18 protein-coding genes are annotated in these 24,240 nt (G+C 71.3%); 4 read left to right on the plus strand and 14 right to left on the minus strand.

The genetic code is table 11. From position 1 onward, the window contains the following. Nucleotides 1-18 precede the first annotated feature (18 nt). From IM778_RS14275 to IM778_RS14285, 3 genes are all read right to left on the minus strand, one after another. Nucleotides 19-1,779, minus strand: coding sequence for a S8 family peptidase (locus IM778_RS14275; protein WP_194409495.1), 1,761 nt, complete (start codon nt 1,777-1,779; stop codon nt 19-21). A 70-nt stretch (nt 1,780-1,849) separates the two neighbouring features. Then, nucleotides 1,850-2,317 (minus strand): hypothetical protein, encoded by a 468-nt coding sequence (locus IM778_RS14280; RefSeq protein WP_194409496.1) that lies wholly within the window; start codon nt 2,315-2,317, stop codon nt 1,850-1,852. Further along, nucleotides 2,307-2,972 (minus strand): RNA polymerase sigma factor, encoded by a 666-nt coding sequence (locus tag IM778_RS14285; RefSeq protein ID WP_228484568.1) that lies wholly within the window; start codon nt 2,970-2,972, stop codon nt 2,307-2,309. The genes IM778_RS14280 and IM778_RS14285 overlap by 11 nt, the downstream gene beginning before the upstream one ends. A gap of 163 nt (nt 2,973-3,135) precedes the next feature. Here IM778_RS14285 and IM778_RS14290 point away from each other — a divergent pair, with 163 nt between their 5' ends. Next, nucleotides 3,136-3,885, plus strand: coding sequence for a glutamine amidotransferase-related protein (locus IM778_RS14290; RefSeq protein ID WP_194409497.1), 750 nt, complete (start codon nt 3,136-3,138; stop codon nt 3,883-3,885). An 89-nt stretch (nt 3,886-3,974) separates the two neighbouring features. On the opposite strand, the gene IM778_RS14295 is transcribed toward IM778_RS14290, so the two are convergent. Continuing rightward, nucleotides 3,975-4,811 carry a tryptophan-rich sensory protein gene (locus IM778_RS14295; protein ID WP_194409498.1) on the minus strand — a complete coding sequence of 279 codons (837 nt, stop codon included), beginning with the start codon at nt 4,809-4,811 and terminating at the stop codon, nt 3,975-3,977. A 114-nt stretch (nt 4,812-4,925) separates the two neighbouring features. Here IM778_RS14295 and IM778_RS14300 point away from each other — a divergent pair, with 114 nt between their 5' ends. Next, nucleotides 4,926-6,290: a collagen-binding domain-containing protein gene (locus tag IM778_RS14300; protein ID WP_194409499.1), complete on the plus strand. Its 1,365-nt coding sequence runs from the start codon at nt 4,926-4,928 to the stop codon at nt 6,288-6,290. Between the two features lie 34 nt (nt 6,291-6,324). On the opposite strand, the gene IM778_RS14305 is transcribed toward IM778_RS14300, so the two are convergent. The 3 genes from IM778_RS14305 to IM778_RS14315 form a co-directional block, all read right to left on the minus strand. Further along, nucleotides 6,325-6,810, minus strand: a complete 486-nt coding sequence (locus IM778_RS14305; protein WP_194409500.1) for a glutaminase — start codon at nt 6,808-6,810, stop codon at nt 6,325-6,327. Continuing rightward, nucleotides 6,807-8,009, minus strand: coding sequence for a cation:proton antiporter (locus IM778_RS14310; RefSeq protein WP_194409501.1), 1,203 nt, complete (start codon nt 8,007-8,009; stop codon nt 6,807-6,809). Before IM778_RS14310 ends, IM778_RS14305 begins: the two co-directional genes overlap by 4 nt. A 63-nt stretch (nt 8,010-8,072) precedes the next feature. Continuing rightward, nucleotides 8,073-9,209 (minus strand): hypothetical protein, encoded by a 1,137-nt coding sequence (locus IM778_RS14315; protein ID WP_194409502.1) that lies wholly within the window; start codon nt 9,207-9,209, stop codon nt 8,073-8,075. A 64-nt stretch (nt 9,210-9,273) separates the two neighbouring features. Between IM778_RS14315 and IM778_RS14320 the strand changes: the two genes are divergently transcribed. Continuing rightward, on the plus strand, nt 9,274-9,864 hold the full coding sequence (locus IM778_RS14320; protein WP_194409503.1) for a TetR/AcrR family transcriptional regulator: 591 nt from the start codon (nt 9,274-9,276) through the stop codon (nt 9,862-9,864). A gap of 20 nt (nt 9,865-9,884) precedes the next feature. On the opposite strand, the gene IM778_RS14325 is transcribed toward IM778_RS14320, so the two are convergent. From IM778_RS14325 to xylA, 4 genes are all read right to left on the minus strand, one after another. Next, on the minus strand, nt 9,885-10,724 hold the full coding sequence (locus IM778_RS14325) for a GTP pyrophosphokinase (protein WP_273541850.1): 840 nt from the start codon (nt 10,722-10,724) through the stop codon (nt 9,885-9,887). 72 nt (nt 10,725-10,796) lie between these two features. Further along, nucleotides 10,797-11,642 (minus strand): transposase, encoded by an 846-nt coding sequence (locus tag IM778_RS14330; protein WP_194409504.1) that lies wholly within the window; start codon nt 11,640-11,642, stop codon nt 10,797-10,799. Between the two features lie 137 nt (nt 11,643-11,779). Further along, nucleotides 11,780-13,099 carry a xylulokinase gene (gene xylB / locus IM778_RS14335; protein ID WP_194409505.1) on the minus strand — a complete coding sequence of 440 codons (1,320 nt, stop codon included), beginning with the start codon at nt 13,097-13,099 and terminating at the stop codon, nt 11,780-11,782. A gap of 141 nt (nt 13,100-13,240) precedes the next feature. Continuing rightward, on the minus strand, nt 13,241-14,431 hold the full coding sequence (gene xylA, locus IM778_RS14340; protein ID WP_194409506.1) for a xylose isomerase: 1,191 nt from the start codon (nt 14,429-14,431) through the stop codon (nt 13,241-13,243). A 122-nt stretch (nt 14,432-14,553) separates the two neighbouring features. On the opposite strand from xylA, the gene IM778_RS14345 reads away from it, so the two are divergent. Continuing rightward, nucleotides 14,554-15,561, plus strand: a complete 1,008-nt coding sequence (locus IM778_RS14345) for a LacI family DNA-binding transcriptional regulator (RefSeq protein ID WP_194409507.1) — start codon at nt 14,554-14,556, stop codon at nt 15,559-15,561. Nucleotides 15,562-16,173: 612 nt separating this feature from the next. Here the strand turns inward: IM778_RS14345 and IM778_RS17900 are convergent. From IM778_RS17900 to IM778_RS14360, 3 genes are all read right to left on the minus strand, one after another. Continuing rightward, entirely contained in the window at nt 16,174-19,491 is a 3,318-nt protein-coding gene (locus IM778_RS17900; RefSeq protein WP_194409508.1) for a rhamnogalacturonan lyase family protein, read from the minus strand. Nucleotides 19,492-19,630: 139 nt separating this feature from the next. Further along, complete coding sequence (locus IM778_RS14355) at nt 19,631-19,840, minus strand: hypothetical protein (RefSeq protein WP_194409509.1); 210 nt, start codon at nt 19,838-19,840, stop codon at nt 19,631-19,633. A 356-nt stretch (nt 19,841-20,196) separates the two neighbouring features. Continuing rightward, nucleotides 20,197-24,219: an endo-1,4-beta-xylanase gene (locus IM778_RS14360; RefSeq protein ID WP_194409510.1), complete on the minus strand. Its 4,023-nt coding sequence runs from the start codon at nt 24,217-24,219 to the stop codon at nt 20,197-20,199. Between the last annotated feature and the right edge of the window lie 21 nt (nt 24,220-24,240).

The raw sequence follows: 24,240 nt of genomic DNA on the forward strand, positions 1-24,240 counted from the left end.
GGGGGCGCACGTGGGCGGCTACGCGGTCAGCCGTGACCCGTCATTCTGCTGCAGCGCCTTGAGCGCCTTCTCGACGGCGTTCGAGGCGCGTGCGGCCTTCGCGTCCTGCACGAGAGAGGGCGCGAGCTGCGCCGCTATCGTCGCCGACACGAACGGGGCCGCGAACGAGGTCCCGCTCCATACCGCGAACCCGCCAGCGGGCCCACCGGAGAAGTCGTCGGGATCGAGGCTCTGGCGCCGTCGATCCCCCTTGTCCGCGCGCGAAGCAGCCTGCATTCCACCTTCGAACGACGGGAAGACGCTCAACACCGACGTGCCGGGGGCGTACGTCGTCACCCAATCACCCACATTGCTGAAAAGGGCGACCGAGGTGCCCTGCGGGTTGAGCGCCCCCACGGCGATGTGGCGCGCGGCGCCCGTCGGCTCGTCGAAAGTGAGGTCGGGGTCGCCCCAGTTGTACAACGCCGCCGGGAACGCGGGGCGCTCCGTCGCGTCGTTGCCCGCGGAGCAGACGACCACGCACCCCCTCGACCGAAGCGCACCGAGCGCCTCGAAGAGGCGCAGACTGAAGCGTCCGTCCTCCGGAGTCTCGTGGTAGTAGCCGAGCGAGAGGTTCAGGACGTCCACGTGGTGGGGATCGTCGTCCGTGCCCGCATCGATCCACTCCGCGAGCTCCTCCAGTGCCGTGATCAGCTCGCTCTCGAGGACACTGCCGTTGCTGTCAGCCACGCGGATCGCGATCAGCTCGGCGTCGGGGCACACCTGGCGGAGGATGCCTGCCACGAATGTGCCGTGCCCGGCAGCGTCGTCGAGGAACCCGTCCAGCGGTCCAGAGAGGTCCCCGTACTTCTCGGGGTCGCTCTGTGGGTCATCGACCCCGATCACCCCGCCGCTCGCCGAATGGATCGTGCGCACCACCGTGCGCTCGTCGGATGTCAGCCACGGATGCTCGCCGCAGCCCGTGTCGGCGAAGGCGATGACGGGTCGGCGACCACCTTCCGCGAGCGCAAGGCGCTCCGCCGGCGGCGGACCGACGAATGTCACCAACTCGAGTCCACCGGACCCGGGGTAGGCGTAGCCTTCGGTGCCGGCAGGGTTCGTGCGCCCGTGCGGGTTCGTGCGCCCGTGCGGATTCGTGCGCCCGTGCGGATTCGTGCGCCCGTGCGGGTTGAGGTCGATCGGGTCGACGCCGAGGACGTGGTCGAGGCTCACCTGAGCGATGACCGGATCGTCGACGACCCTCGGCGCGCGGGAGCGCGCCGACCCACGGCGTGCGGCGGCGATTGCCGCGCGCTGATCCGGGTCGTTCGCGATGGATGCTTCGAGCGACACCGCTCGCGTCGCATCGGTTCGAGACGAGTTGTCATCGGCATCCGCCGACCGCTTCCGCCCACCGTCGGCGAGCCGCTCGGCGACAAGCTGGTCGCGGCGCGCCTGCTGCAGCAGCCGCCACGCGTCCACCGGCGGGACCGGCTCGTCGTCGCGCCCCTCGCGCGGCGCCTGTACGATCCGTGCGCGACTCAGGGCGTCACCGCCGTTGCGCGTTCGGACCGTCTCGAGCTCGACGTCCCACCCGAGCTTTCCTGCCGCATCCTTCAACACTCGCGTCGCGGCGGCCGGGTCACCGGACACGACGAGGTGGCTCGGGATGTAGACCGTGCCATACGCCTGGAGTCCAGGGACCGGCTCTCGGCGCGGGTCGAGGACGACACCTTTCGGCTCGCCCGCGACCTCGCGTTCGCGCCAGGTGCGTCGTGGGGTGCTCTCTTCTCCGGGCATGCGTTCTCCTCACAGACAGCGGAATCCGCGGCCACCACGGCCGCGGCATCCGGATTCTTGATCGTGCGTGTCAGACCTCGAACTGCGGGGTCTGGAAGTCGCGCAGCTCGCCGTCGGCGGCCCGCACGACCAGGCGCAGCCGTGCCATCCCCGGTGAGACCTCCTCGAAGGCGAAGCGGCCGTGCTCGCCAGGATCGGCGGCCCACTCGCGCTCGCCCTGCACCAGCCGGATCGCCAGTGCCGTGGCATCCACCCATCCGTCGACGCGGCGGCCGCCGTCCTCGGTGGCCGTCACGTGCAGCAGCACGCTCGTCGTGCCGTCGCTGAACTGCAGCGTCGCGGTGTCGCTCTCGCCGCGCACGGCGGCGAACGAGCCCTCGACGAGCGTCAGCAGGGCGTACTCGCGCGAGAGGTCCTCGACGGCGACGGCGGCGACCATACGGTCGACGAGGTCGGCCGGCACGGGGTCGATCTCCTCCCACATGTGCCGCATGCGCGCGAACAGGGCGGCATCGGCCGCGAAGTCCTCAGTCTCCATCGTCGTCCCTCCATCCGTCGCCTTCGAGTGCGGCGCGGAGCTTCGCGAGACAGCGCTGGCGCGTCGGTCCGATCGACCCGATCGGCATCGCGAGGTCTTGGGCGATGCGCGCGTAGTCGGGACGGTCCTCGAACGCGACGATCCGCAACAGGCGCTGGCATCGTTCGTTGAGCGTTCCGACCGCCGTCCACAGGCGACGGGTCTCGTCGTCGTGCGTGGCGGTCTGCTCGGCGGATTCGTGGACCGGAAGATGGGGTTCGAGCGACTCGGCCTCGGTCGGGTCGGCTCGCCGGTGCTGCTTTCCGACGCGCCACGCCTCGCGGCGCGCGCACATCGTGAGCCATCCCGACACCGCCTGCGGGTCGTGGATGGTCTCGTGCCGGCGCACCAGCGTCAGCCACGTCGTCTGCACCACGTCCTGGGCGAGGGCGTGGTCGAGTCCGTACGCGCGTACGACGTGCCAGAGCGGCGGCGACATGAGACGGACGAGCTCGTCCATCGCACGGCCGTCTCCCTCGCGCCATCGCACGAACAGCGCCGCGGCACGCTGCCATCGCGTCGGCTCGACGGTCTCCGCCGGCTCCCCGCGCACCGCCGACGCGTCGCGCGGATCCTCCGGCTGCAGCCGCCCAGCCTCGGCGTCCGGTTGCGTCATGACGCCCATTGTGTCCACACCATGCCCGAGTGCGATAGAGCGTCCCTGATACGTCCCTCCTCGGCCCATCCGCGAGAGTGCAGCTGGTCGCCGAGAGTGTGGGTGTTACCCAGGGTCTCGGCGACCAGCTGCACTCTCGCCGGTCCGGCCTAGAATTCGTGACATGACGACGGCGCCCCTGCTCTACGTGTGCGTGCGGCCGCAGGAGGGCGCCGCGGCTGCCGAGTACGAGTCGTTCCGATCGGCGATGCGAGTGCCGGAGCACGAGTTCGCCCGACACGATCTCGTGCGCGAGCCCCTCCCCGCCGATGCGTTCGAGCGATACCGCGGGTTCCTCGTCGGCGGGAGCCCCTTCAACGTCACCGACCCCGAGTCGACGAAGACGGACGCGCAGCGGCGGCTCGAGGCGGACCTCGCCCTCATCGCCAGGGCGGCGGCGGCCGGGGGCGGCCCGGCGGCGCTCTTCACCTGTTACGGCATCGGCGTCGCCACGCGCGCGCTCGGCGGGACGGTCAGCCGCGCGTTCCCCGAAGACACCGGTCCGGTCTCGATCGCGCTCACTCCCGCGGCGGCGGCCGACCCGGTGTTCGGCGGACTCGCCGATCGGTTCACGGCGCTCAGCGCGCACAAAGAGGGCACCGAGTCCCTCCCGCCCGGCGCACGGCTGCTGGCGACCAACGACGCGTGCCCGGTGCAGGCGTACACCGTCGGCGACCGGCTCTACGCGACGCAGTTCCATCCCGAGCCGACGACCAAGGCGTTCACCGAGCGCATGGCGGTCTATCGCGACGACGGATACTTCGAGTCCCACGCGTACGACGAGGTCGCCGGACGCGTGCTCGCGGCATCCGTCACCGAGCCGTCGCGACTGATCCGAGCCTTCGCGGACCGCTTCGGCGCCGCCGCCGGCTGATACACGCCTCGCCGCCGCCGCCGGCTGATACACGCCTCGCCGCCGCCGCCGGCTGATACACGCCTCGCCCGCCGCCGCCGCCGGCTGAGTCACGCCTCGGCGTTGCGCACTTCGATGACCTGCTGCCCGACCTTCCCGACCACGGGCGTCATCACGACGATCACGGCGGCGACGATCGCGGCGACGCCGATCCCGGGGTCATGGGGGTCACCGGTCAGCCGTGCGACGGCGATCCAGACGAGCCCCCACCCCATCGCCAGCCCCGGCGCGAGGCGCCACCGGCTCCACCAGGCGATCACCACGCCGACCGCCGCGATCAGCACCACCGTCGCGATGCCCCATCCGGTCGCGCTCCCGCCGCCTTCGCCCGTCGCCGGCGCGCCCCACGCCGCGATGTTCGCCACCGTCGCCACGGTCACCCAGCCGAGGTGCAGCCCGGTGACGCCGTCGATCAGCACGCTGTCGGCGACGCCGCGGCCCGGAAACGCCATGGACACGTGGAACGTCACGGCCAGCGCGATCAGCAGCAGCACGATCACGAGGACGGTCAACGGCAGCGACGCGAACTGCGCCGCGGCCAGCCACAGTCCGTTCAGCACCATGGTGCCCGCCACGAGCATGCCGAGCGCCCGCTGGCGTTCGCGGGAACGCTGGCGGGGGGACACCTGCCACGCCGTATAACCCAGCAGGCCGAGGTAGATGACGCTCCAGATCGAGAAGGCCGGGCGCGCCGGCGCCAGGTACGAGCCGTCGGCGTCGAGCGCGCCGTCCTGCACGTCCTGGATCGGGGTCCCGCCGAACACCCCCACCCCGACCAGTGCCGCGACGATCATGAAGCAGAACGCGCAGATCACCACCACCTGTCGCGTGGCGTCCTTCCTGCGCTCGCGCTCGGGGGCGAGCGCAGGTTCTGCCGGAGTCTCCATTCGCTCACGGTAGGGCGCCCGCGCCGCCGCTCGCAGCGGGTTGACAGCGGCTCGCCCGCACTCTAGGCGAACTCTCACGGGTGCGATCGGCGTCGATCATGCGAAAGTGGGGTGATGAGGACGAAACGGCGCAGACTGCTCTCCGCCTCGACCGCCGGCGTGATGCTCGCGGCCGCCGGGGTCTCGATGCTGGCAGTGAACGGGGCGACCGCCGCGCCGGGCGACACGATCGGACCGATCAATCCGGTGCGTCAGCCGCTCGACGGCCACCCCGCGAACAGCGGGTTCCTCATCTTCATCGAGGGCGACTCGACGGTCAACGCGGATGAGTCCGAGGGCACGCTCGCCACCGGCGGCGACCTGAACATCGTGAGCGGCTACAACATCGCGGCCGGCGCGGCACCGTTCCTCCCGACCTATCAGGTGCCCGGCGATGCGGCCCCGACGCACCTGCACGTCGGGGGCGGGCTGGTGTTCCCGTCGCTTCCGGCGAACCTCGAAGTGCACAACGGCGGCTACGCCAAGGTCGCGGACACGTCGACGTACACGGCGCTCACGACCGACAGCAACGGCACGCCCGACCTGCCGACGCACCTGGTGCCGGTGGGGTCCGCGTACGAGGACTCACCGCGCGTGGAACTCCAGGTGTCACAGCCTCCGGCCTCGGTGGGGGATCTGGCCGCGACCGCACCCTTCATCGACATCCCGGGCGCCTTCGACCTCTATCGCGCCACCAGCACCACGCTCGGGACCTGCACGCCCACCACCCCGCTCCTCACCCGCGACGACAGCCAGCCCCTGCCCTTGCCTGCCGCCCCCGACGCCAACGCGCGCATCACCCTCCTCCCCGGCCAGACGAACGTCGTCGAGATGACGACGGCCGATCTCGAGAACATCGCCGAGATCACCTACACGACGCCGCCGACCGCCGACACACCCCTGCTGGTCAACGTGTACGGACCTGCCTTCGAGGGGCGGATGCCGGGCAGCGCCGGCATCGCCTCGCCGCAGGCGCACTTCATCCTCTGGAACTTCGTCGACGCCACCTCCGTGGTCGTCACCGGCGGCGACACCCTCGAAGGCACGGTCTTCGCACCGCGCGCCGACCTCAACTGGCAGGTCACGCAGAACATCGAGGGCAACGTCATCGCCGCCTCGTTCATCCACGGTCCCGCACCCCTGCCTGGGCCGACCCCGCGCGAAGTCCACGACTTCCCGTTCCTCCCCGACCTCACCTGCATCGAGGACATCGGCCCCACACCGACGCCCACCCCCACACCGACGCCCACCCCCACACCGACTCCGACGCCCACTCCCACCGTCGCGCCCACCCCGACGCCGACCGGCGGAGGCGTTCTTCCCGCGACGGGCGGCGGCCCCGGCATCCTGCCCATCGTGGCGCTGCTGACCCTCGGAGGCGGCGCGGCACTCGTGGTGACCGACGCGGTCGTAAGGGCGCGGACTCGCCGCCGCTCGTGAAGCGGGGACGCCCCTCCCCCCGACGGGCCCGGCGTCAGGCGCCGGGCGGCGGCTCGAGCAGCAGCCCGATCCGCTCGTCGAGGTAGCGCTCCAGCGGCACGAAGCCGCCCGCGGCGCTCCAGCGGATGCTGACGACCCCGTCGACGGGTGCGAGAGGGCCGGATGCCTCACCCCGGTCGACGGCGTCGGGATCCAGCATCCGCCAGCCGATGTGGACGATCTCGCCCTCCGCGAATCCCCCGCGGCGGGCGGCTGCGGCGAGCTCGGCCCGGCGCCGCTGCGACTCCGCCGTGTAGCCGCGGCGGGCCTCCTGTCGCGCTCGCACGATGTCGCCGGTCGCGAGCACCGCGTCGTCGGTGAGCAGCAGAACACCCAGATGCCAGGCCTCGCTCCGGCGTGCGATACGCGGCTGGCGCGCAACGCCCAGGATGCGGCGCAGCTCGACGAGTTCGCCGAGAGCCTCGCGGGGAGCCGCGCGCAGCCGCTCGCGCGCGGCCGTCAGCAGCTCCCTCGCGGTCATGCCATGTCGTCCTGCATCGAGTCGCCCGCGCGCACCTTGTCGCCGCGAAGCGCCATGCCCAGGAGCGGGAACAGCAGCACCGACAGCATGCCCGTCGCGACGAGCACCGCCTGCTGCGACGACGACAGGATGCCCTCGTCGACGCCGATCGCCGTCACCGCAACGATGATCGGAAGCCCCGTGGCCCCGAGGAGCGCGATCGAGAAGCGCTCGCGGCGCGAGGACCCCTCGGGAGCCGCGAGCATCGACGGCAGGCCACGCACCGCCAGGAGCGCGACGAGTCCGACGGGCAGCAGCAGGAACAGCACGGGATCCTCGAGCAGGGACTGCAGGTCGAACGTGACACCCGTGTAGATGAAGAACACGGGCACGAGGAAGCCGAACGCGACGCCCTCGATCTTGCTCTCGACCGCCTCACGGTCGTGCTCGGACGCGTCGCGCATGAGGAGGCGCCAGATGACGCCGGCGGCGAAGGCCCCGAGCAGCATGTCGAGGTCGAGCACGATGCTCAACGCGATCAGCGAGCACAGGATCAGGAAGACCACACGGATTGCGAACTGCCCCGATGTGTGCAGCGTCGAGTTCACGAAGCGGTGCATCGCCCCACGGGGCAGCTTGAACGCCAGCCAGATCGCGAGCCCGGTGATCGCGATGAAGCCGACCAGCACGACAGTGGCGAGACCCAGCTCACGTCCGCCGAGGAAGAGCGAGATCGCGATCAGCGGCCCGAACTCCCCCACCGCGCCGATCGCCGCCACCGCCTGGCCGAACGGCGTGCGCAGCTCTCCGGAGTCCCGCAGGATCGGCAGCAGGGTGCCCAGTGCGGTCGAGCAGAGGGCGACGCCGATCACGATCGCGGCCTCGCCCGGGGCGAGGAGGAATCCGGCTGCGACGCCGACGGCGAGGCTCAGGAGCCACCCGAGCGAGGCACGCCGGCCGAGGCGTCCTCGGAACGAACCGAACTGGATCTCGGTGCCCGCGACGAAGAACAGCAACGCCAGGCCGAAGTCCGACAGTGTCGCGATGAACGCGTGCTCCTGCGCCCACCCCAGGACCGCAGGACCGATCAGGATGCCGAGCACGAGCTCGAACACGACCACCGGGATGCGGACCCACCGCCCGACCCCGCGCGCGAGGAGGGGCGCGAGCACCGCGAGCAGCGGGATCAGCAGGAGCATCAGCGGTTGGGGCTCTTCCACGCGATCAGACTAGCGACGAGCGGGCCCTTCCACCGTCGTGCAGATCGCGCGGAATCCTCCCGCTCAGTCCCCGGTGCGCTCGAGCTGCGCCGCGGGCGGGGCGAGCTCGGCCCGGCTCCGCCGGTGCCCGAGGAGCGCGAGGGCGATGCCGGCGACGAGCCACGCACCCAGCACCGTCCACTGCGCCGCGGTCGCGGCATCCGGGAAGTACGTCACCGACCGCAGCAGCGTCGCCGACGCGCCCGGCACGAACCACTGGCCGATCGCGCCCCACGGCTCGGGGAGGAACTGCGGCGGGGCAGCCGCGCCCGCGATCGGGTTGGCGATCAGGAGCGTGATGATCGCCGCGACGGCGATGCCGGGAGGGCCCATCACGGCGGCGAGCCCGATGACGAGCGCGGAGGTGGCGCTCACCCCCAGCCCGATGACCGTCGCGTTGAGGAGCCAGTCGCCCTGCAGGATGCCGAACCACGTCTGCATCACGAGGGCGATGACCACTCCGGCCATCGCACCGAACACCACCAGCCCGACCAGGCGTCGCACGACCCCCTGCACGAGCAGCGTCAGGAGGATGCCGCCGATCATCCCGCTCAGGACGAGGGGGAAGACGGATGCCGCGAGGCCCGCGCCCGTCCCGTCCCCCTCGGCGAGCGGAACGAGGTCGGTGACGGTCACCTGAGGCACCTCGACGGCGGCGCCGGGTGCTGCGCCGCCGGGGAGCTGGGGTCGCTGGCCCGCCTGCAGCGCGCCGACGACGGCGGTGAGCTGATCGGCCAGCGCGGTCTGCGCACGCCCGTCGATCTGCAGCTGCAGCTGTGTCGCGACGCCGCGGAGAGCCTGCGCCGCGACAGGGCTCGCCGCGGTGGCGATCAGCACCTCGGGCTCGTCGCCGAGGAGGATCGCGCCGTAGAGCTCCCGCGACTCGATGCGCGAGACCGCGTCGGCCCGCGAGTCCACGTCGTGCAGCTGGAAGGGCTCGGGGTCCTGTTCGGCGAGCACCGCCTCGACGGCGGCGACGGCATCCGCGGGTCCGTCGATGCCGACCGGCAGGTTCTGGGCCTGCGACGTGGCGGCGGGCCACACGAAGGCCATGACGATCACCGCGACGACCAGGGCGCCGGCCAGTCCGAACAGCGCCGCGAAGCCCCACCGGGTCGGCGGGACGGGCGTGCGGCGCGGGGTTTCACGAAGAGCGGCCATCGCGACCTCCTAAAGAGAATGAGCGTTCTGTTTTGGAGAATAACAGAATCGGTATTCTGTTTCCATGCCCAGAGTGTCGGAGGAGTACCGCGAGGCACGGCGCGACGAGATCGCCCGTGCCGCCCTGCGCGTGCTGGAGCGCAAGGGCGTCCGAGACACCTCGATCGCCGACATCGTCGCCGAGTCCGGACTGTCGACCGGGGCGATCTACTCGCACTTCACGAACAAGGCGGAGCTCGCCCGCTACGTCGTGGGGCGATTCCTGCTGCCGCGTCTCGACACGCTCGAGATCGCCGGAGCCCGCGGTGACATGGTGTCGCCCCGCGACGCGCTCCTCGGCATGCTCTCGACGTTCCGCGACACCGGGCTGCCACCCGCCCTCGTCATCCAGTTCTGGGGAGAGGCGATGGTCGACGCCGAGCTGCACGCCGAGATGCTGCGCACAGCGGGGCGCCTGCTCGACTCGCTCACCATCGCCATCACGCCCTGGACCGGCGCCCAGGGCACTGCCGCGGCGGATGTCGCCGGACAGGCGTCGCGCTGCGCTCGGACCATCGCGGCGCTCGCCCAGGGCTATGTCGCGAACGCCGCGGTCTTCGGCCCGCGCGACATCGACGAGTACGTCGCAAGCGCGGCCGCCGCTCTCGCGAGCTGACGACCGTCGCCCTCGCGGGCTCAGACCGGGCCGGCCGCCGAGGGCGCGGCATCCGTCGGCGCAACGGGGCGCTCGGCACCCCTCGTGAGCGCACGCGGAACGCCCTGTCCGTCGCCCGAGGGCGCCTCGGTCTCGCGACCGCGGATCACCGGCGAGCCGCTTGCCAGGTCGCCCACGGACCGGCCGCGGATCTCGCCGTGGAGACGCTCCATGCGCTCATCGAGCTCGGCGGCCGTCTCCGCGGCGTCCTTGAGGCTCTCGAGCAGCTCGTCGGGCACGCGCGTGGCGTACTTGTAGTAGATCTTGTGCTCGAGACTCGCCCAGAAATCCATGGCGATCGTGCGGAACTGCACCTCGACCGGCACCTCGATGCGCCCCGTCGACAGGAAGACCGGCACCTCGATGATCGCGTGCAGGCTCTTGTAGCCGTTCTCCTTCGGCGCGGCGATGTAGTCCTTGACCTTGATGACTCGCACGTCGTCCTGCTCGGTCAGCAGGTCGAAGAGGCGGTAGACGTCGGCCACGAAGCTGCACGTGATGCGGATGCCCGCGATGTCGGTGATGCTGCGGCGGATCGACCCGAAGTCGGGGTCGATGCCCTTGCGCTGCACCTTCTCGACGAGGCTGTCGGGCGACTTCACGCGGCTCGACACGTGCTCGATCGGGTTGTAGTCGTGCGTGAGCAGGAACTCGTCGCGCAGGATGCCGATCTTCGTCTCGATCTCCTGCAGGCCGAAGCGGTACTCCATGAGGAACCGCTGCAAGCCGTCCCGCATCTCGCGGAGCTCGCCGGCCGACACCGTGATCTCGGCATCGTCGTCGGGGGTGGTCACGGGCACGAGGGGGGCGGGGGTCGCCATGTCCTCCACGCTAGGCAGGCCGGCTACGAGAGTCCTGTGAAGACGGATGCCTCGACCTGCGTCTGCGCGTCGTCAGAGCTCGTCGAGCGCACGCTGCGCGCGGTCGGCCTCGCGCGCCGCCTCCTCCGCCTGCGCGGCGGCATCGCGATGCTCGCGCTCGATCGCGGCGAGCTTGGAATCGGCCGCAGCGGCCTCCTCCTCGAGCCGCGCGAGGTCGCGGCGGAGGTCGCCGATGCGCTCCGCGAGGTGGTCGGCCCGCTCCTGGGCCTTCGCGCGGCGGTCGTCGATGCGCGAGAGCACGCGCTCGGCCTCATTGGCGAGCCGCTCGGCCTCGCGGGAAGCCTTCTCGGCGGCCCTGCGGGCGCGGCGCTCGGCGAGATCGTCGCGCGGCGGCGGGGCCACGACGCCCGGCACCGACCCGCCGACCGCGTCGGCCAGAGCCTCGGGCTCGATGGCGCCGGCCTCCAGCGGCTTGACCAGACGCCCCGTCATGACGGCCGCGGCGGCTGCGGCATCCATCACCGCCGCATTGATGGTCTTCTCGACGTCCTCGCGCGCTGTCGCGCCGACGGCGACCCCGGCGTCCTTCGCGAGATCGACGGCCTGCTTCGCGAGCGCCGCGACGAGCTGCCGACGCTGACGCCCCAGCCGTGACATCTCGGCGGCGTCGAGGTCGTCCTGCGCTTCACGCAGCGCCGCCGACAGCTCGAGCGCGTCGCCGAGCTGCCCCTCACGGGCGAGCAGGTTCACCGCCCACGCCGCGACGGTCGGCTTGCGCAGCGCCTTCACCCGGGTGCCGACCGCGGGTGGGGCGAGCCCGGCGCGCGCGTTGCGCGCCGCCGTGAACTCCCCGGGAGGCAGGGCGTAGAGCTCGGCGGCGATCACGTCGAGCTTGTCTTCGAGGTCGGGCTGCGGCATCCGCCCCATTCTCACGCATCGTGTGGTCGGAACTCCTGAAATCCGGCCCCGCGCCCGCGGGCGGATCGCGGAATCCCGGCGCTCGCGCGCGGGAGGCCCGAGGATCTCAGGAGTTGCGCACGCGATCCCCGCCGGCCTCAGGCCCGCAGCACGGATGCCGCCTGCCGCGCGGCGCCGAGCGCGACGTACTCCCCCGGCTCGGGCACTTCCACCGGCAGCCCGAGCACGAGCGGGGCGATCTCGCGCACCGCCTCGGACTGCGCGCCGCCGCCGATGAGCAGCGCCCGCTCGAGCGGGACGCCGAGCGCGCGAAGCGCCTCGAGTCCGGCCGCGAGCCCTGAGAGCATGCCCTCCACGGCCGCGCGTGCCAGGTTCTCGCGCGTGGTCGAAGCGAGGGTCATGCCGGTGAGCGAAGCGGTGGCATCGGGCAGGTTCGGCGTGCGCTCGCCCTCGAAGTACGGCACGAGCGTGAGCCCGCCGGCGCCCGGCTCCGCGGTGAGTGCGAGGCGTGACAACTCGGCGTGGTCGACGCCCAGCACCCGCGCGATCGCGTCGAGCACGCGCGCGGCGTTGAGCGTCGCGACGAGCGGCAGGAACCGCCCCGTGCAGTCCGCGAAGCCAGCGACGGTGCCCGACGAGTCGACCGTGCGATCGTCGCTCACCGCGAACACCGTGCCGCTCGTGCCGATCGACACCACGACATCGCCCGGCCCGGCACCGAGGCCGAGAGCCGCGCCCGCGTTGTCGCCGGCACCCGGCCCGACCCGCCGGCCGTCGGCATCCGTCACCCACTCGGCGGGGGCGAGCACGCGCGGCAGCACCACGTCGTGGCCGAGCGCCGCGACCAGGAGTTCGCGGTCGTAGTCGCCGGTCTCGGGGTTCCAGTAGCCGGTGCCCGACGCGTCGGAGCGGTCCGTCACGAGCTCGTCGAGCACGGGCCCGCGCGGCGACTCGCCGGCGGGGCCGAATCCGCGCAGCCGCCACGTCAGCCAGTCGTGCGGCAGGGCGACGGCGGCCACGCGTGCAGCGTTGTCGGGCTCGTGGTCGCGCAGCCACCGCAGCTTCGTGACGGTGAAGGACGCCACGGGCACCAGTCCCGTGCGCCGCGCGAGCTCTTCGGCCCCGAACTCGCGGGTGAGGTCGGCTGCGGCATCCGCCGATCGCTTGTCGTTCCACAGCAGCGCGTCGCGGATCACGCGGCCGTCGGCGTCGAGCGCCACCATGCCGTGCTGCTGGCCGCCGATCGCCCACGCCTCGACGCCGCTCAGCACCGCGGAGTCGTCGGCCGACGCGTCGGCGAGCGCCGCTTGCAGCGCGTGCCACCACGCGTTCGGATCGACCGACGTGCCGTCGGGGTGCGCCGAACGCCCCTGGCGCACGACGTCGCCCGTCGCGGTGTCGACGACCACGACCTTGCACGACTGGGTCGAAGAGTCGACCCCCAACACCTGCGTCATCCGCGGTGTCCTTTCTGCCCGGGCCGCGAGAGTGCACCTGGTCGCCGAGGGGCAGGGAGGTTGCCTACCCCTCGTCCGCCAGATGCACTCTCGCGGTGTCGAAGCGCCGCGGGAGGGCCCACGACGACGGTGACGGATGCCTCAGCCGCGGGCGCCGAGCAGGTGCTCGGTCGCGAGCTGCTGCAGGCGCACGAACCCGAAGCCCTTGCCGCCGAGGTACGCGTCGGCGTCGAAGTCCTCGTAGGCGGAGCGGTCGGCGAGGAAGTCCTCGTACGACTCGCCCGGGTTGAGCGTGGGGACCGCGAGCTCGGGCACACGGGCGGCCTCGAGGGCCTCCTGCACCTCGGGGTCGGCGCGGAACGCCGCGGCACGCTCCTTGAGCAGGAGGTACGTGCGCATGTTCGCCGCGGCCGACTCCCACACGCCCTTCTCGTCCTCGGTGCGCGAGGGCTTGTAGTCGAAGTGGCGCGGGCCTTCATACGCGGGCACGCCGCCGGGGCCGCCGTTCTCGAGCAGGTCGACGAGCGCGAACGCGTTGTGCAGGTCGCCGTGGCCGAACACGAGGTCCTGGTCGTACTTGATGCCGCGCTGACCGTTGAGGTCGATGTGGAAGAGCTTGCCGTGGTACAGCGCCTGCGCGATGCCTGCGGCGAAGTTCAGGCCCGCCATCTGCTCGTGTCCGACCTCGGGGTTGAGGCCGACCAGCTCGGGGCGCTCGAGCGAGTCGATGAACGCGATCGCGTGGCCGAGGGTCGGCAGCAGGATGTCGCCGCGGGGCTCGTTCGGCTTCGGCTCGATCGCGAAGCGGATGTCGTAGCCCTTGTCGGTGACGTAGTCGCCGAGCAGGTTCACGGCCTCGCGGTAGCGCTCGAGCGCCGCACGGATGTCTTTCGCGGAGTCGTACTCGGCACCCTCGCGGCCGCCCCACATGACGAACGTCTTGGCGCCGAGCTCGGCACCGAGGTCGAGCTGGCGGAACACCTTGCGCAGGGCGTAGCGGCGCACGGCACGGTCGTTCGAGGTGAAGCCGCCGTCCTTGAAGACGGGGGCCGAGAAGAGGTTCGTCGTCACCATCGGCACGATCAGACCGGTGTCGGCGAGCGCGCCCTTGAGGCGATCGATCTGGTTCTGGCGCTCGGCGTCGCTCGAGCCGAACGCGAACAGGTCGTCGTCGTGGAACGTGAGTCCGTAGGCGCCGAGCTCAGCGAGCTTCTCGACGACGTGCACGACGTCGAGCGCGTTGCGGGTCGGGCCGCCGAAGGGGTCGGTGCCGTTGTAGCCGACGGTCCACAGACCGAACGAGAACTTGTCGGCGCGGGTTGGGGTGGGCATGACGCTCCTTTGCGGTAAATGTTGTTGACGACAACCTATACCATGGCCGATGCCGAGTCCACCCACCGATCGAGCGTATTTCGGTTGGATTCTCGGGAGTTTCGAGGAGGTAGCATCGCTCCATGGCAGACGGACAGCGCATCACGCTCGCCGAGATCGCCGCCGAGGCGGGCGTGTCGCTCGCCACGATGTCGAAGGTGCTCAACGGCCGCACCGACGTCGCACCCGCGACCCGTGCCCGTCTCGAGGAGCACCTCGCGCGTCACGGCTACACCCGGCGCGGCATGCGCCAGCGCAGCGACTTCGTCGAGCTGGTCTTCCACGAGCTCGAGCCGAGCTGGTCCATGGAGGTGATCGAGGGCGTCGAGGACGTCGCGCACGCGGCGGGGCTGTCGGTGGTGCTGACGGTGAGCGGCGACCGCCACGCACCGTCGGCGGACTGGATCGACGGCGTGCTGCGGCGGCGGCCCGTCGGAGTCGTCCTGGTCTTCTCCGACATCGCCGAGCGCTTCCGCGAGAAGCTGCGCTCCCGCGGCATCCCGTTCGTCATCGTCGACCCGGCGGGCGACCCCTCCCCCGACGTGCCCTCGGTCGGTTCGGCGAACTGGTCCGGAGGGCTCATGGCCACGCGCCACCTCATCGAGCTCGGGCACCGGCGGATCGCCGCGATCACCGGCCCCGAAGACATGATGTGCTCCCTGGCCCGCGTCGACGGCTACCGATCGGCGATGAACGCGGCCGGCACCCCGATCGATCCCGACCTGATCCGGTTCGGCGACTTCCATCCCGGCGGCGGCGAGCGCCACGCGCGCGACCTGCTCGCGTTCGCCGACCCGCCGACCGCGATCTTCGCCGGAAGCGACCTGCAGGCACTCGGCGCGATCGCCGCCGGCGCTGCAGCCGGGCTCCGCGTGCCCGACGACCTCTCGGTGGTCGGGTACGACGACATCGCGCTCTCGCGCTGGATGAGCCCTCAGCTGACCACCGTGCACCAGCCGCTGCGGCGCATGGGCGAGGAGGCCACGCGGCTCGCGCTGCGGCTCGCCGACGGCGCCGCCGTCGACACGCTGCGCATGGACCTCGCCACGCACCTCGTGGTCCGCGGGAGCACCGCCGCCCCGCGCGCCTGACCTCTGACCCACCGGCGCCGTGCCGCACGGCGACGCCGTGCCGCGGCATCCGTCACCTCGCAGCATCCGTCGGCCCGCGGCACCCGTCACCCCGCAGCACCCGTCACCCCGCGGCATCCGCCGCCCCGCGGCATGCGTCGTCCGGGTCATCCGTCGCCCGCGGCATCCGTCGCCCGCGGCATCCGTCACCCCGAGCATCCGCCGCCCGCGGCATCCGTCGCCCGCGCCATGCGCACGAAAACAGGTGATCTGGCCTACGCAGGACGATCGACCCGCCAAACGTCCTGCGCTCGCCAGATCACCTGATCTGAGAAACACGGATGCCGCACCACGCGCCGCAGTCACCCGAGGGCGGGCAGCGGCCGGAAGGCGAGCGCCGCCCCGCGACATCCGTCACCCCGCCGCATCCGCCGCCCCGCCGCATCCGTCACCCCGCAGCATCCGTCACCCCGCGGCACGTGCACGAAAACAGGTGATCTGGCCTACGCAGGACGATCGACCCGCCAAACGTCCTGCACTCGCGAGATCACCTGATCTGAGAAACACGGATGCCGCACGACCGCGCGGCGCGGAGGCCCGAAGACCTCCGCACCGCGCGGGTCGGAGCCAGGACTACGGCGTACTGCGGCCGACCGCGCGGACGGTCACCGTGAGCGGCTCACTGAGAGAGGGCGCGACGCCGTCGACTCCGGCGCTCTGCGGCGTGACGCCGGAGAACTCCGCGACCAGTTCGTGCGTCCCCGCCTCGAGCGGGCCGATCACCACACGCGCGGCGCCCTGGTTGTCGAGGGCCACCGGTTCGCCCAGCGCCTCGCCGTCCACGAACAGCTGCACCGTGGCACCCGCCACCGGCAGCGGCGCCGCGACCTTGACCGTGACCGGCACCTTCTGTGCGGCCACGACCTCGGTGCGGGGTACCGACACCGTCGTCTCGGACACCTCGTACCGCGGCACCGCGATGTCGGTCCGCATCGCGGGGAGCGGCGCTTCGTCGCCCAGGTAGAAGCTCGCGAACCCCACCTGGTCGTAGCCGTTGTTCTTCGCGGCGACGCCCAGGCGGTACATCGGGTCGTGCATCAGCGTGCGGATGCCGTACTCGGTGGGCGCGAGCGTCGTGACGATGCCAAGGCGGTTGCCGCTGGCCCGCAGGATGAGCTCCTCGCGCCAATCGCCGAACATGTCGGCCTTCAGCGTCGGGGTGCTCTTGTTGCCGGTCGAGGTCATCCCCGTCGCGAGGTACGAGGATGCCGCGAAGGTCAGATCGTCGATCCGGTTGACCGTCGCCCCGTTGACACCCATGTGCGTGAGGCCGGGGCCGAACCAGATGGCGTTCTGGCCCTGTGCGATGCCTCGCGCCGTGCCCGTAGTCGTCAGGATCTCGCCGGTGACCATGCTCCGGACTTCCCGCGTGGATGCCGCAGACCCCGCCTGCACGCCGGGCCACCGGTTCGAGTAGTTGCCGGCCACGCTGCCTTCATCGTCGCTGGCCTGGTAGACGCCGAAGATGAGGGAGTTCTCGTCGACGACCTCGCCCTGTTCGTTGAGCCGCCTGCCCTTCATCGGGTCGTGAGCCTCCGGGCCGGGGATCCAGCCCTCGTGCCGACCGGTGCGGATGTCGTCGAGCAGGTGCTCCTCGCTGCCCGACCACATCATGATCTTGTCGGTCTTGTCGACCGGCAGCAGCGCCGTCCTGTCACCGTGGCGCAGCGGCGCCCACACGTTGAGCGGGTTGTCGCGCACCTCATCCGTGGCGAACTGGAACTGGCCGACCACGGGGGGAACGCCGTCCAGGCCCTCGATGGTCGGCATCACGTCGCCGTTGAGCACCTTCGGAAGGATCTTGGTCTTGTCGGCGTTCAGGCCGAGGACCATCGCCTTGATCACGACCTCGTCCCAGCCGTCGCCATCGAGGTCGCCGGCCTTGGTGTCGTGGTTGCCGCGGTTCTGGTAGTCGTAGGCGCTGCCGCCGAGCGACCAGAATTGCGGGTCGGCCGAGTCGAAGCTCGCTTGCAGGTTGACCTCCCCGTCCACGATGTTGAAGGCGGCGAGCGTGGTCCGGTGGTAGTAGCCGCGCTGTGAGACGGCGTACTGGTTGACGCCGTCGAGTGCTGCGACCACCCCCACATACCGGTTGGCGCGGTTGCCCTGCGCGTCGCCCCACGAGGCGGCCTTCCACGGGTGCTCGAGCCAGTACGCCTCGGACTCCGCCATGATCTGCGCCTTGTAGTCGCTCGCGGACGTGCCCGCACCCGGGCCCGGATAGGCCAGGTACGAGTAGTTGCCGCGCTGAGTCGCCGGCGTCATCGCCCAGTTCTCACCGTCGACGCTGCCCTGGTAGGTGTGCGGGTACCGCTCGCTGTCGATGAGCGTTCCCTGCGCGGCGGCGGCGTCCCACTCGAACGCCGAGAAGAACTCCTGGTCGTCTTTCGCCGGGCCGATCGGTCCGACGTGGTAGGTCTTGATCCACCTCTTCAGCGCCGGGTCGTTCGGCCCGTCGTTGCCGCCGCCTGCCGTGGGGCTGCGGTAGCTGATCGTGAAGCTGTTCAAGAGCGACCAGTACGTGTCGAGGGCCTCCTCGTCACCGGCTGCGAAGTACTCCTGGAACTTCACGCTCGTGGCGTTCAGTCCGTCCTCGCCGCCGACGACGGTCTCGAGCGTATCGGGGTAGACGACGCTCTGCGACGCCTCGTCCCAGTTTCCGATCCGCGTGCCGAGCGCCGTCTTGAGCATGAGCTCCGCGCGGCCGTCGCCGTCGAAATCCTCGGCGAACAGCGTCGTCTCGTGGTCGTTGGCGGCTCGGACGTTATAGCCCATGTCGACGCGGAACAGCAGCGTGCCGTCCTGCTTGTAGACGTCGACGTACTCCGGGGCGGTCGTGGTGTTGCTGCCGCCGAAGATGGGCTCGGAGTACATCGGGTCCTGCTGGGTGCTGCGCCACTTCACGACGATCTCGTACTCGCCGTCGCCGTCGAAGTCGCCCACCGTCATGTCGTGCGTGGAGTAGGGAGCGCTCTGCGAGGTGTGGATTGCCCCCGCCTGGGTCTTCGCGTACGGCAGCCTGGTTCCGCTGTCGAGGTTCTCGACGTACTGGATGAACTTGCCTTCGAGCTCGGCGTACAAAGCGTCGCCGATGACACCGTCGCCGCCGAGCTGGGCGCTCGGCTGCCAGGTCTCACCGTTGTGCGCATTGAGCTGGTCGACCCAGTCGCCCAGCTGCTCGGCGGTCACCGGCGTCTGGGCGTCGTGCGGCTCGCGGAAGGCCCGCAGCAGGTTCATGTCGACGACGTACCAGTGCTGTCCGCCGGTGTCGGGGATCTGCATGTTGGCCGGGTTCAGGTTGGTTCCCGGCCCGAAGCGGAATCCGCGGTACGTGAAGTGCGCGAGCGGCACCGGTGCAGGCGCGGGCTTGAGCGGGATGTAGTGCACGGCGCCTCTGCCTGCCTGGCCGGCCTGACCGGACAGGCTCGACAGCATCGGTGCGCTCATGCCCTCGCGCGCACCCTCGACACCGTCGATCACCGGGGCCACCTCGTAGATCGAGGTGACGGAGCCGTCGGGGTCGACGTGGTTGGACGGGGTGCTGTTCTCCTTCACGACCCCCGGGTTCGCCGGGTAGTCGCTCTCGGGCTGCACGTCACGCGGCGCGACGGTGGCGATCTTCGCGAAGTCGGCGTCGCCGTCCTTGCGGTAGACGTTCCACGAGAGGCCGTCCGGCTCGTCGCCGAGGAACCGCCAGCTCAAGAACACTCCGCCGTCGACCACGGCGGCGACGAGGCCGCGCGTCAGGTACTCCACGGGACGGAGTTCCGTCGCGGCGCCCGGCGGAGACGCGGCGACGACGGCCGTCGCGGGCGGGCTCATCCCGAACAGGGACAGTACCACGGCCGCGGCCAGGGTGAGGGTTCCGATCTTCGACAACGGCTTTCGCACGTCACACTCTCCTTCGAGCGATTTTCGGATGCCGGGACCCACGGGATCCCGGAAGCAGCCGCCGCGAAGTGATACGTTTCATCCTCCGACCGCATCCCCATCGAAGGATGGGCAACCGCTTTCCCATATCGTGCCCCGTTCAGCGCGATCGCGCAAGACCCTGATTCACGGCATCCGTCGCCCCGGGGCACCCGTCGCCCCCGGCATCCGTCGGCCCCGGGGCACCCGTCGCCCCCGGCATCCCTCGCCCCACGGCATCCGTCACCCCGCGGCATCCGTCGCCCGTGGTATCCGTCGCCCCGCGGCATCCGTCGCCCCCGTGGTATCCGTCGCCCCGCGGCACCTTCACGAGAACAGGTGATCTGGCCTACGCAGGACGATCGACCCCCGAAACGTCCTGCGCTCGCCAGATCACCTGATCTGAGAAAGACGGATGCCGCGGCCACGTGCCGCAGTCACTCGAGGACTGACTGCTGCCGGAGGGCGAGCGCCGAGTTGCGACATCCGTCGCCCTGCGGCACCCGCCGCCTCGCCGCACCCGTCGCCCCGCGGCACCTTCACGAGAACAGGTGATCTGGCCTACGCAGGACGATCGACCCGCCAAACGTCCTGCGCTCGCCAGATCACCTGATCTGAGAAACACGGATGCCGCACGACCGCGCGGCGCGGAGGCCCGAAGGCGTCCGCGCCGCGCGGCGGCGGAGGTCACCGAGCGCTGGGCCCCACCGCCCGCACAGTGACGGTGACCGGCTCGCTCACGGAGGGCGCGACACCGTCGGCGCCGGCGAACTCCGCCGTGATCTCGTGGGTTCCGGGCGTGAGCCGGCCGAGGGCGACCGTCGCGCGCCCGTCGGCGTCGAGCAGCACCGGGCCAGTCGCCGCGACGCCGTCGACGAGCACCCGCACCGACCCGCCGGCGACGGGGAGCGCCGACGTGACCTGCACGTGGACGGGCGCGTGCTGGGTCGAGACGAGGCTCGTGCGCGGCATCCGTACGGTCGTCTGCGAGGGCTCCCCCGGCGCGACCGCGGGTCCGATGAGCTCGCCCACGCCCCACCGCGCCGTCGACTGGTAGCCGAGCCCGGTCGGGTCGGCCCAGTTGCGGATCGAGGTGCGCTGGCCGCCGGCGGCGTCGTTGACCTGGAAGTCGAGGCCATGGACGGTGCCGGCGCCGCCGTACTCCAGCAGCGAGATCGCCGCCTCGACGACGTAGCCGCCGTCGACCACCGCCGAGGCCGACTGCACGCGCGCCGCCTGGAACGCCTCGTCACCGGTGCCGAACGACACCCCGTTCTCGGCGCTGATGCGGATCTGCGTGTCGTCGTAGCGGTACGCGCCGTTCTTGGCGTTGCCCGCGTCGACGTAGATCTCGACGGAGTCCTGGATCCACGGATCGGAGCCCGACACGTCGATCACCGGGTCGGCCACCTCGGCGAGGACGTACAGCGTGTTCCCGCGCCACATCGTCCGCACCGTGGCAGTGGCGCCACCGGTGCCCGACACCTGCTTGCCGGTCGTCACTGGCACCGCATCCGCCCACGCGTCATCCACCGCGCCGTCGATCACCGGGTCCGCCGAAGCCTCGACGACCTCGGTGAACGACAGCTCCTCGACGAGCGTCAGCGTGCCGACGGCGCCCGGGCTGTTCCAGCCCGCCGTGTCGGTGCCGTCGGTCACCCGCACGTCGGCCGAGAGCGTGCCGCCGAGCGCCGCGGTCACCGGCAGGTGCGCCACGACGTCGTAGCCGCCGTCGCGCTCGGCCACGACCGCGCCCGCGGCGCCGCTGCGCGGCACCCGGTGCTCGGCGCCGTCGATCTCGAAGACCACCGCGTCCGAGGCATCCGTCGTCGTGTCGTCGACGGTCGCATAGGCCGTGAGGTGATCCGGTGCCCAGCGCAGCTGGAACGACGCGTCCTGCCCGACGGCGTGCAGCGGCAGGCGCCGCCACTGCGGGGATGCGGGCGCGTCCGCGTCCAGCGGCACGTCTCCGGCGAAGACGTTCGCGGTGCGCCGCAGCTGCGGCAGGTCGTGGTCGACCGTGCCGTAGTACGCCGGCTTGGCCTGGTACCCGTCGTCGAACAGCAGCGGTGCGCCGTTGCCCGAACGCCATGACCGGCCGTCGGTGAGCCCCCACACGGTGACCGAGTAGAGGCTGCCGGCGTGCTCGCGGAACACCCGGAACGCGTCGCGGTAGTAGTAGCCCTGCTCGATGAGCCGCGCGTCGGTGACCGGCGTGCCGGTGGTGACGTCGAGCTCCGTGACGACCTGCGTCAGCGGCAGGTCCTCGAACCGCTCGATCGCGGTCTCGAGCGCGGCCACCGGCATCGCGAGCGACACGTGGAACTGGTGCCCCACGCCGTCGATCGGCGTCTCCGCCGCCAGCAGACGTTCGACGAGGGCGCGGTAGCGGTCCTGCTTGCCGCCCTGCTCGGTGTTGTAGTCGTTGATGAACAGCGTCACCGGGCGGGATGCCGCTTCCGCCGCGTACTCGTCGTTGAACGCTTCGTCGGCATACTGGAACGCGAGCCGGATGAACTCCTCGCCGAGGATGCGGTACCACTCGCTGCGGCGCAGCCCGTCGGCGAACTCGCCGCTGTCGGAGACGACCTCGTTGACGACGTCCCACGCGACGACCGGGTTGCCGGCGCCGAACTCGCCGTACTCCTCGGCCATCCACTGAGCGATCGCGAAGATGTGCTCACGCAGCCGCTCGCGCAGGATCTGCTTGTCGGCCTCGGAATCGGTGAGCGCCGCCCCGGCTGCGTCCTGGAAGAACCATTCCGGTGTCTGCGAGTGCCACACCAGCACGTGGCCGTAGACGTGCAGGTCGTTCGCCGCGGCGAAGTCCATGAGCGCGACGGCCTCCGGGTGCGGGCGGAACTGCCGGTTCTCGTCGTACCAGGCCTCGGGCTTCATATGGTTCTCGCCGGTGATCTGGTCGAAGTGACGCAGCAGCAGATCGGCGGCGGCACCGGCGGTCTCACGACTGTCGATCGCGACGCCGACCGGGAAGTCCACGGTGCTCTTGAGCGGGGTGAGGTCCTGGACGATCGGCGGCTCGGGCACCGAGACGACGATGTCGTCGACGAGGAGGTCGCTGGTGTTCGCGCCGTTGTAGTTCGTCTCGAGGTACAGGAAGGCGCTGTCGGCCGCGCCCATGAGGAACGACGCGGTCACCTCGGTCCAGCCGTCGTTGCCCACCTCGGTGAACTGCGCGAGCGTCGAGTACGACGTCGCCCCGTCGACCGTACGGGCCATCGACAGCCACACGGCGTCGGCCGGCTGCCCGGCCGGGAAACGCACCTGCGCCGAGAAGTCGTACGTGACGCCCGGCGTCAGGACGCCGGTGACGTCGTGACCGATCCCGTCGCCCTGCCCGTCGCGGCCGGTGACGATCGCCGCCTGGGCGCCGCTCACGGCGTCATCGGTCGTGAGGGCGACGGTGGGAGTCGTGGCGTCGCCCGCGCGCGGCTCCCAGCCGTCGAGACCGGACTCGAAGTCCGTCGTCAGCACGGGGCCCGCGAACGGCGGCGTGCCGACAGGGAGGGTGAACTCCCAGCCCGCCGCGAGCCGCTCGGTCACCACGGTCTCGACCGCTGCGAGCGAACCCGACCGGTCGCCGCCGCCGTCGTGCACGAGCACCAGCTGCCCGTCGACCATCGCCGAGCGCAGGTTCGAGGTCAGCGTGGCGACATCCTGCGTCTCCCAGTCGAAGATGACGTTCGTCACGGCCAGCGGCTGCATGCCGAGGCTCACCGCGACCTGCGGGGTCTGGCCCCACGAGCCGTTGGGCGCGCGCCAGAACGGCACCTTCGCGTTCGGGTCGCCGAGCGCATCGCGGATGATGCCCAGGTTCGCGATCATGTCGGCCTGCACCTGCTCGGCCGTCCACGATCCCATGTCGGCGAACGACGTGGAGTGGTTGCACAGCACGTGGCCCTCGGCCACGATGCGACGAAGGATGCCGGCGCCGCCGGTCTGCTGGATCTGCTGCCCGATCACGCAGAACACGGCCTTCAGACCCTTCGCCGCGAGGAAGTCCAGCAGCGGCGGCGTGGTCTCGAGGTCGGGGCCGTCGTCGAAGGTCAGCGCGGCCACCGGTGCGCCCGGGCTGCCCGCCTGCGCTGCCGATACCGGAGTGGCGACGGGACTCACGGCGCCGCCGGGCACGAAGTCGGGCGGGATGCCCGGTCCTCCGCCGGCGGTGCCGCCGGAGATGCCGATGCGGTCGACGAGGTACGCATAGGGCGCGTCGAGGGCGTCGGTCCCGACGTAGAACTGCAGGCTCCCGTCGGCGACCGCCGTGTAGGTGCCCGACACGGTGGTCCAGGCATCCGCCGTCATCGAGGTGGCGCCCACCCACGCGTAGTTTCCGGCGTTGTTGGCGACCACGCGCACGCCGGCGCTGCCGGCGGTCCCCGCGGCGAGGCGCACCACCGCCTCGATGTCGAACACCTCGCCCGCGGTGACGGTGGTGGTGTACTGGATGCCGTCCCAGTCGTTCGCCCGCCCGGAGACCTGGAGGGCGCGGTCGCCGCCGCCGAGGTCGACGACCTCGAGGGCACCCCCGCCGTTCTGGATCCAGCCGTCGGCACCGGCCCACGCGCCGAGCGGCTGCCCGTCGAAGTCGAGGACGGTGTCGATCGGGGCGGCCGCCGCGGGGACCGCGCCGGCGGCCACCAGTCCGGCCGCCACCAGGATCCCCAGGGCTCGTAGTCGCTTCTTCATCACTGCGCTCCTTTGCGCTCA

This window comes from Microbacterium cremeum (genome assembly GCF_015277855.1).
In the GTDB taxonomy this organism is placed as follows: domain Bacteria; phylum Actinomycetota; class Actinomycetes; order Actinomycetales; family Microbacteriaceae; genus Microbacterium; species Microbacterium cremeum.

Coding starts and splice junctions, on each gene's coding strand:
- xylB (WP_194409505.1), bottom strand. CDS start 13,099: ATGACGCAGGTGTTGGGGGTCGACTCTTCGACCCAGTCGTGCAAGGTC.
- IM778_RS14280 (WP_194409496.1), bottom strand. CDS start 2,317: ATGGAGACTGAGGACTTCGCGGCCGATGCCGCCCTGTTCGCGCGCATG.
- IM778_RS14275 (WP_194409495.1), bottom strand. CDS start 1,779: ATGCCCGGAGAAGAGAGCACCCCACGACGCACCTGGCGCGAACGCGAG.
- IM778_RS14360 (WP_194409510.1), bottom strand. CDS start 24,219: ATGAAGAAGCGACTACGAGCCCTGGGGATCCTGGTGGCGGCCGGACTG.
- IM778_RS14345 (WP_194409507.1), top strand. CDS start 14,554: ATGGCAGACGGACAGCGCATCACGCTCGCCGAGATCGCCGCCGAGGCG.
- IM778_RS14330 (WP_194409504.1), bottom strand. CDS start 11,642: ATGCCGCAGCCCGACCTCGAAGACAAGCTCGACGTGATCGCCGCCGAG.
- IM778_RS14295 (WP_194409498.1), bottom strand. CDS start 4,811: ATGGAGACTCCGGCAGAACCTGCGCTCGCCCCCGAGCGCGAGCGCAGG.
- IM778_RS14325 (WP_273541850.1), bottom strand. CDS start 10,724: ATGGCGACCCCCGCCCCCCTCGTGCCCGTGACCACCCCCGACGACGAT.
- IM778_RS14315 (WP_194409502.1), bottom strand. CDS start 9,209: ATGGCCGCTCTTCGTGAAACCCCGCGCCGCACGCCCGTCCCGCCGACC.
- IM778_RS14285 (WP_228484568.1), bottom strand. CDS start 2,972: ATGACGCAACCGGACGCCGAGGCTGGGCGGCTGCAGCCGGAGGATCCG.
- IM778_RS14290 (WP_194409497.1), top strand. CDS start 3,136: ATGACGACGGCGCCCCTGCTCTACGTGTGCGTGCGGCCGCAGGAGGGC.
- IM778_RS14305 (WP_194409500.1), bottom strand. CDS start 6,810: ATGACCGCGAGGGAGCTGCTGACGGCCGCGCGCGAGCGGCTGCGCGCG.
- IM778_RS14300 (WP_194409499.1), top strand. CDS start 4,926: ATGAGGACGAAACGGCGCAGACTGCTCTCCGCCTCGACCGCCGGCGTG.
- IM778_RS14320 (WP_194409503.1), top strand. CDS start 9,274: ATGCCCAGAGTGTCGGAGGAGTACCGCGAGGCACGGCGCGACGAGATC.
- xylA (WP_194409506.1), bottom strand. CDS start 14,431: ATGCCCACCCCAACCCGCGCCGACAAGTTCTCGTTCGGTCTGTGGACC.